Here is a 7,883-nt window from a genome sequence, read left to right on the forward strand (position 1 = left end):
CCCACTCATCATTAAAATAGACGTTGTTGACATTTTATCTCTCCTCCCCTGATTTTCCCTGTGTAATATCTCTTCCTTTACCAATTTTATTGGCCAACCAATTATTTAAAATTAGTGCCAAACCAATCAAAATAGTAAATTGGAATACAATTGTTCCCGGGCTATATACTTCAAATGGCTTCCACCAGCTATCTGGATACCATCCTACAGCTTGCCACATCCACCAACCCGTAAGAATTACAAATAGTACTGGGAATAATCTTATACATATACTCCACCATTTTCCTATTTTAATATCTGACCACGCTGTATTGATCACCTTATTTCTCGCCTCTTCTAAACCATATTTAATAAGGGCAAAAGCCACAAACAATCCACTTACTAATAAACCAATTCCTAATACAAAATCTTGATTATTCAAAAAATCCAAACTATAAGCAGAAGGAATCCCACACACAAATCCTAAAGTAGCAATAGCTACCGTCGCTTTTTTACGTGTCATTCCCATATCCATTAAATTCCTTACCCCTACTTCTATCATTGGCAATAAAGATGAAAGTGCTGCAATAGACATGGCTAAGAAGAACATTGCTGCTAAAATCCGTCCAGCTGGCATAGTTGGAAGTAGCTGTGCTAAATAAATAAACGCCAATCCTGTATTATTTGAAGTGATCGCTTGATCTATAAATGCTTGATTTGGAGACAATGCAAATATAGCTGGTAATATGGTAAGTGCCGCAATAAGCGAACCTACATTATTTCCAAACCCCATAATCATACAATTCCCTGCGATATCTTCTTTTTTCTTTGTGTACACTGCATAAGTGATAATAAATCCCCATCCAGCACCTGTTGACCATGCAGCTTGCGTAAATGCCTCCAACCAAATTTTAGGATTTTTTAGCATATATAACTTAGGACTAAATAAATATTCAAGTCCTTTCTCTGCGCCAGGAAGGGTTACAGATCTTATGACTGCCACAATCAATAATATAAATAAGGTAGGTATCATAATTTTACTAGCCTTTTCAATTCCTTCATTTACACCTTTATAAATAATAATTCCTGCAATCAACATTGCAACAAAATGGAAAAAGATTGTCTGTGATGGTGTAGTTGTGAATGTATTCCATATTGCCTCTGTAGTCTCTGTTCCCATATTCGGTTTAAAGACCCCTGATACAGCTAATGTAAAATACTTCATACACCACCCCATAACAACTGAATAGTAAAACATAATCGCTAAGCATACGGCTGCAATCCATGTCCCCATCCATGCAAATTTTCGTCCAACAAAATCTCTAAAGGCTCCTATTGTTCCTAGTCCTGTTTTTCTGCCCATTACCATCTCACCCATAAGTAATGGAATAGCCCAAACAAACAGTGCAACTGTCCAAGCAATAAGAAATGGTCCTCCTCCGTTAGCTGCAGCTACTCTTGGAAATCTCCATATATTCCCGGTTCCTATAGCCATTCCCATAGCTGCTGCAATAAATCCCCATCTACTTCCCCACTGTTCTTTTTGTCCACTCATGTAATTCCTCCTTTGTTTTTTGATAAAACAATAAAAAAATTCCCACCCCAAAAGGGACGAGAATGTATTCTCTATAAAATATCATTTTAACTATTCTCTTTCATATTATTCCCTTATTGTCTATTTATTATACATGATAAGTCGATAAAAGTCAAATTTTAGCTTTTTCGACTTGTATATCTAAATATCATTCTTTTTTTCTTTCGCTTTCTTTTTGCATTCCTGTATGATCTATATAAAAATCATCTTTTATAATTAGTTCAGATATCGGAACAATTTCATATCCTTCTTTTTGGAGTCTTTCAATCACCAGTGGAAGATACGCTAATACATATTTGGCATTATTATGAAACAATACAATAGAACCTTTTTTTATATTTCTTGTAACACGATCCACTACTGGCTGAGTCCCTAATTCCTTCCAATCTAAAGAGTCTACATCCCATTGAATCGTATAATATCCATTTTCCTTTGCTGTCTCAATTAATTGATTATTATAATCGCCAAATGGCGGTCTAAATAATATTGGTTTCATCTGGGTAATTTTTTCGATTTTCCCACCTGTTTCATTTAATTCTTGCGCAATTTGAGAAGCAGATAGTTTTGACATATGTGGATGTGTACTAGAATGATTGCCAATATTATGCCCTTTGTCATGAATCAATTTTACCATATCTGGATATTTATCTACCCAAAATCCTACTAAAAAAAATGTACTCTTTACATTATATTTGTCCAAAATATCAAGTATTCCCTTCGTATATTGATCCCCCCAAGCTGCATCGAAGCTTATTGCAACCTTTTTCTCCTCTGTGTCTACACAATATATAGGCAAAGTTTTATCTCTATTCATCACCCCGACAATCGCATTCCCAAAATCACCAAGGTATATGCAAGAAATACTTACAATTGCAAAAATAATTACGATACTAAGTACAAGTTTTCGATTAATAATCCATATTTTCATCCCAGTGCCCCCTCTATCATCCATTGTTGTTGTAGTATTAAATTTATTCTAAAAATTTTATTATATGCTAAAAATTTTTAGATCTTTCTATATCATTACGCCATAATCAAAATTCATTTACTGCGTTGATACGAGGGTTTGCGTTAAAATAGCTAAAGACTATCTTAAAACTTTCATAAAAAAAAGCATTTCTTCGTGTGAAAAATTCAATTTCTTATATAATGCATGGGCCCGTATATTGTCTTTTTCAGCATTTAATTGTATGCGTATATAACCATTATTTTTTGCATAATTCAACAGTAATTCCATTACTTCCTTTCCGATTTCGCGCCCGCGATAATCTTCATGAATAAAAAGATCATCAATAATAAATGACCTCCCCATAGACCATATACTATAAACACTCCAAGTATTTGCATATCCAATAACTTTTTTGTCATATTCAACAATAAACATCATAATCTCATGCTTTTTAGATAGTGCCTCGCCAAAAACTGATTTCATATCTTCTTCCGTTGGAAGTTTTAAATAATTCCAATAGGGATGTTCTTTTCGAACAGATTTTATGAAATCTAAATTTAGACGAATATATGCTTCTTCATCTTCTAGACTACAAAGCCTAACATGCAAACGTTCATTCACAATAAATCCTCTCCTTTCTTTATGAATGTAATTATATTATATATTATCCATTTATTTGATTTTCCCTGCATTTTATTTATACGAAAAAGGCAGGTAATAAATACCTACCTTTTCATTTTTATGCCATTTTTCTATTTTTCCAGTATATAAGTTCTTATTTCTTTATTGGCTGTTTTTTCAACATCTATAACTTCCTTATAATTTTCAGGAATTGTTACAATGTCTGAATCTCCATCAGATATATATCTTACTCGATTTCCTTTATCAAAATGATTTAACCAATCATACATGCCCACACCTTGTACATATTTTTGAAGGTCACTCGCCCTTACTCTATGAATCGCTAATGGATTAAAGTCCAAATGATAAGGAGATTTGTATGGATCCCATCCTACATTTAGAATTGCAATATTTTTATAATTTATTCCTTCATCACTTCCCGATTCTAAGTATTTATATAATTCTTCGTTCTTAGGTCTATGCCCAAATGGAAGAGCTTGGGTATTTACGTCATAATCAGGTAAATACTTTTTAACTAATTTTACAACACTTGCTAATTCTTTTTGAATTCTTTTTTCATCATTTACTTCTTTATAGTCTACATGGGTAGCTGTATGATTTCCTATATCCATTCCTTTGTCAACAATATATTGAAACTTATATGCTAAATGTTCTTTCTGTCCAAAGGGAACATTATCATTCACAAAGAAAGTAGCTTCTAGCGGAAAATCCGGATGCTTTTCATTGAAATCTTCAAGGATTGCAACTGCACAGTCAGGATCAATTGCAAAGTCACCTTGCTCATTTTGTATCCTATTAAAATTATTTTGCCATCCATCATCAAAGGTAATTACAATCGGTGTATAGCCTGCTTCTGTTGTAATATTTCCAGTTACATAATCTTTTAGGCTTATGGGTCTGTATCCTTTATCATATAAGTATTGCAAATCTTTTCTAAAATTCTCTGGCGTCCTTGTCCAAACTGCTTCTGGCTCGCTTATACTATGGTACATAAGTACCATAATTTGCCCTGCTTCATTCGGCTTAATTTTTTGCAAATCAATTTCTTTTTTTTCTTCTTTTTGTTTCTCTTGATTTTCTTGAAGCTTTTCTGTTTTTACAATTGCTTTTTCTTCCTCTTTTACAGGGGTTTGGGAAGCATTTGTAGCACAACCCGTTAGCATGAAACTTATTAAAATGAAAAATGCAATGATTTTTTTATTCATGTATATTTTTTTCCTCCCTCATTTATATCTCTATAGTTCACCAAGTGTAAGGTTATTATCTATCTTTTTTAATTTTTGCATAAAGCATTCGAAAAAAATAATAAGTAAAATAGACTGGCATACTGACGCGTTATTTTTTTGAAGATGCCTAATTTGAAGATAAAATTTATACTTGGATATCTATATATACCATTATATAATAGGATTCTTGTAGAATCCAGTTTGAAAACAATAGAAAAAATAGAAATTTATTGTTTTTTTCAGATTTTTCCTTTAAAAATCAAATTTTACAAGACATAATCTTTATAAATAGTACAAAAAATAAAAAGGAATAGATCTACACTTAAAATATACTTTAAGGAGGGTTTTTCTTGTCTATCATAAGAAGCCAATATACAAATATAAAAGGAAATAGAGTAGAGTCAAGCAGAAGGACATTCAAGGTTGAAGAAAGACATTTTTTACACGAACCCAAATCACAAAAATCCCAATTAGAGAGTAGCCATCAACATGGCACAAGAAAAGATGTAAAAGTAAAAATGGATAGAAAATTGACATAGGGTAGCATCGCTACCCTATCTTTTTACGACTTGATTTCCTTTGGGACAAGCTTGAATACAAATACCACATACAGAACCTCTTCCAATATGTTGATAGTGGTTGTGCATATGCATACTACAAGCTTTTGCATCCACTAATTCTTCTCTTTTGACATGCGGATTCCATAAAGCACCTCTTAGAGCTAGTGCAGGACAGCAACTTACACATTTTTTACAGCTTCCACATTGTGATTTTGTAATTGCTTCATCATAATGTACTTCCATATTGGTTAAAACTGTTCCAAGTCTCACTCTTGGTCCAAATTCTTCTGTTATAAGACAAGCATTTCTTCCAATCCATCCAATACCAGCCCTTGTAGCTGCGGTTCTGTGTTGAAAAACACCGCTATACTTTTCGCCATCAATATTGACACTCTGAGACGCAGGGATTGGCATAGCTAAATATCCCCATGTTTGTAGTTGCATCACGATTTTCAATGCAATTTGATCTATAAAGGTATTCACGGTTCGATAATGGTGAAAATATGTGTGTGTTGGCATCTCTTCTATCTGACTCATAATTTCATCAGATAATCTTACTGCAATAGAAACCCCCGTTTTCAAATGTTTTAAATCACTTGGTAAAACATCCTCTAAATATCCAAAACCAACTTTTGTAGCACCCCATTCTTTTATTTTTTCTTTTAATATGTCTATTTTCTCCACAAAAATTACCTACCTTTAAGCTTTTCTTCTATTGTACTACGCTATTTTATAACAGACAAATTTATTTTTTAGTGAAATTAATCATTTTTTGCATTTTCACCAATAATTATACTTCATTACAAAAAATACTAACATATTTTTTTTATCATCTGGTTAAATTAATATTACAACATAATCAATGTTGTAATACCAAATTTACTAGGAGGGAAAACAAATGGCAAGATCTAATAGAGCAGTTGTTCCTGAAGCTAGAATGGCTTTAAATCAAATGAAAGCTGAAATCGCAAGTGAGCTCGGACTTGCAAATTACGAAAGTATTGATAAAGGTAATTTAAGTTCTCGACAAAATGGTTATGTAGGTGGATACATGACTAAGAAATTAGTTGAAGCTGCTGAAAGAAATATGGCTGGTAAATAAATAAAAAATAAAAGGAGAAATGGTTCATTCATTTCTCCTTTTATTTTTTATTTATTATTTATGATAATATGATATAATTGCTATAGGAAAACTCTACCTTCTATACATATACTTAAAAAAGTAGGTGAGAATATGTTTTATGATAATACACAACAATTAGCCAAACACAAATTAATATTGCTATACTTATTTGACAGGTTTTCAACACCACTTACAAATACGCAAATTACACAATTCATTATGGAAAAAGATTATATGAATTATTTTTTATTACAGCAATTTCTTGGAGAATTAGAAAATACAGGTATGTTAGAATATAGCGAAAGTAATACAAGTTTTTTGTATTTATTAACAGAAAAAGGAAAACGTACTTTAGAATATTTTAAAAACAGATTAGCAAATGAATTAATTGACGAACTCAACGAATCTGTAGAACAAAAGAAGAAAATATTACTAAAAGCAATGCAAATTACCGCAGATTATTCCAAGAAAAAAGAAGATGAATATATTGTAGATTTAAAAGTAGTTGAAAATAATATTACTTTAATTGATTTGAAGTTAAATGTAGTTTCGAATAAGCATGCAAAACAAATTTGTGATAAATGGAAAAAGGAAGCACAAAATATTTATGGAGATATGATCAATTTACTTATTGATGAATAACCCCTTCGTTTTTTTATTAAACAAAGGGGTTATATACATATAATTCCACTTGGTTCTATGCCTACTGGAATATTTTTTAAGCATTTTAGATTTTGCAGCGTAATGATTGTTATACTATTATCCTGCATATTTCCAACGAATAGATATTGATTCTTTTCATCTTTTTCAATGCTTCCTGGCATTCTTCCTACATAAACTCTATCGATTAACTTCTTCTCCTTTATATTTAAAACATGGACAGCGTTTAACTCAGCATCTGTAATGTATAAAACGCTTTCATCCTTTCCTAATATTGCTTCTACAGGCATTTTACCCACTCTTATTCTATCCAAAATTTTCATATCCTTACTATCTAAAACCGTAATACTACCCCCTCTTCTTCTTGAAAAACTAGTATTTACAACAAATATTAGGTTTCCTTCTTTATTCAAAGTTATATGATAAGGGTTAGGATTAACATAGATGGATTGGTCCACATCATTTTTAAGGGTATCTATAATCGTTAATGTATTTGAACCTACATTTGTAACATACAATTTTTGGTGATCTCTACTTAACTTTATGTCATGAGGCATTCTTCCTACAGGTATTTGCGCTAAAAGCGTTCTATTTTCTAAACTAATCGCTGAGATAGAATTAGAATCTGCATTAGATACATAGATGCTTTTATTTTTTTTGCAAATAACCATATGACTCGGACAGCTTCCTACGCAAATATCATCAATCACTTTGTTTTGAATTAGATCAACAATGCTTATACTGCCATTGTGACAATTTGTTATATAAAGATATTTTTTATTATAATCAAGCATCATATGATGTGGTCCTAGGGTTGGCTTTTTTACTTTATATAGAAGGCCTTTATTTAATCTGATTTTATATACTTCATGCATATTTATTAAGTTTAAAGCAGAAATTGTATCTTCTCCCATATTGGCTATAAAAATCATATTCTTAAAATTATTTCCCATCCCTTCACCCCTACAAATGTCAAATCTTTCTACCATTTTATGCATATTTTGATTTGTTGTGAATTATTTTTATTGATTTTTCGAAATTTATATATTACTATCCACTAGTTTACAAGTAAATTAAGCTACATCTGTTCCATAAAGAAAAGATTCAATAGCTTTAGCAACACCGGAATAAATTTTAGTGCTTTTGAGTG

At 31.5% G+C, this 7,883-nt stretch carries 9 protein-coding genes; 3 read left to right on the forward strand and 6 right to left on the reverse strand.

Annotated elements, in window-relative coordinates; all coding sequences use genetic code 11:
- Positions 1-34: 34 nt before the first annotated feature.
- The 4 genes from EV214_RS11395 to EV214_RS11410 all read right to left on the reverse strand — a co-directional run bounded on the left by EV214_RS11395 (position 35) and on the right by EV214_RS11410 (position 4,369).
- Positions 35-1,534, reverse strand: a complete 1,500-nt coding sequence (locus EV214_RS11395) for a sodium-dependent transporter (protein WP_132245864.1) — start codon at positions 1,532-1,534, stop codon at positions 35-37.
- A gap of 187 nt (positions 1,535-1,721) precedes the next feature.
- Positions 1,722-2,501, reverse strand: coding sequence for a polysaccharide deacetylase family protein (locus tag EV214_RS11400; RefSeq protein ID WP_132245866.1), 780 nt, complete (start codon positions 2,499-2,501; stop codon positions 1,722-1,724).
- Between the two features lie 159 nt (positions 2,502-2,660).
- A complete protein-coding gene (locus EV214_RS11405; protein WP_165916341.1) occupies positions 2,661-3,143 on the reverse strand; it encodes a GNAT family N-acetyltransferase in 483 nt (160 codons plus the stop codon).
- Positions 3,144-3,274: 131 nt separating this feature from the next.
- Positions 3,275-4,369: a polysaccharide deacetylase family protein gene (locus EV214_RS11410; RefSeq protein WP_132245870.1), complete on the reverse strand. Its 1,095-nt coding sequence runs from the start codon at positions 4,367-4,369 to the stop codon at positions 3,275-3,277.
- Between the two features lie 371 nt (positions 4,370-4,740).
- On the opposite strand from EV214_RS11410, the gene EV214_RS11415 reads away from it, so the two are divergent.
- Entirely contained in the window at positions 4,741-4,929 is a 189-nt protein-coding gene (locus EV214_RS11415; protein WP_132245872.1) for a hypothetical protein, read from the forward strand.
- Between the two features lie 15 nt (positions 4,930-4,944).
- On the opposite strand, the gene EV214_RS11420 is transcribed toward EV214_RS11415, so the two are convergent.
- The gene (locus EV214_RS11420; protein WP_132245874.1) at positions 4,945-5,634 is read right to left on the reverse strand and encodes a 4Fe-4S double cluster binding domain-containing protein; all 690 of its coding nucleotides are present in this window, start codon (positions 5,632-5,634) and stop codon (positions 4,945-4,947) included.
- Between the two features lie 214 nt (positions 5,635-5,848).
- Here EV214_RS11420 and EV214_RS11425 point away from each other — a divergent pair, with 214 nt between their 5' ends.
- Both EV214_RS11425 and EV214_RS11430 read left to right on the forward strand, forming a co-directional pair.
- A complete protein-coding gene (locus EV214_RS11425; RefSeq protein WP_132245876.1) occupies positions 5,849-6,052 on the forward strand; it encodes an alpha/beta-type small acid-soluble spore protein in 204 nt (67 codons plus the stop codon).
- A gap of 132 nt (positions 6,053-6,184) precedes the next feature.
- Complete coding sequence (locus EV214_RS11430) at positions 6,185-6,715, forward strand: DUF4364 family protein (RefSeq protein WP_132245878.1); 531 nt, start codon at positions 6,185-6,187, stop codon at positions 6,713-6,715.
- A gap of 29 nt (positions 6,716-6,744) precedes the next feature.
- Here EV214_RS11430 and EV214_RS11435 read toward each other — a convergent pair whose 3' ends face one another.
- Complete coding sequence (locus EV214_RS11435; RefSeq protein ID WP_165916342.1) at positions 6,745-7,686, reverse strand: YncE family protein; 942 nt, start codon at positions 7,684-7,686, stop codon at positions 6,745-6,747.
- Between the last annotated feature and the right edge of the window lie 197 nt (positions 7,687-7,883).

The organism is Marinisporobacter balticus, assembly GCF_004345705.1.
Classification (GTDB): Bacteria; Bacillota; Clostridia; order Peptostreptococcales; family Thermotaleaceae; genus Marinisporobacter; species Marinisporobacter balticus.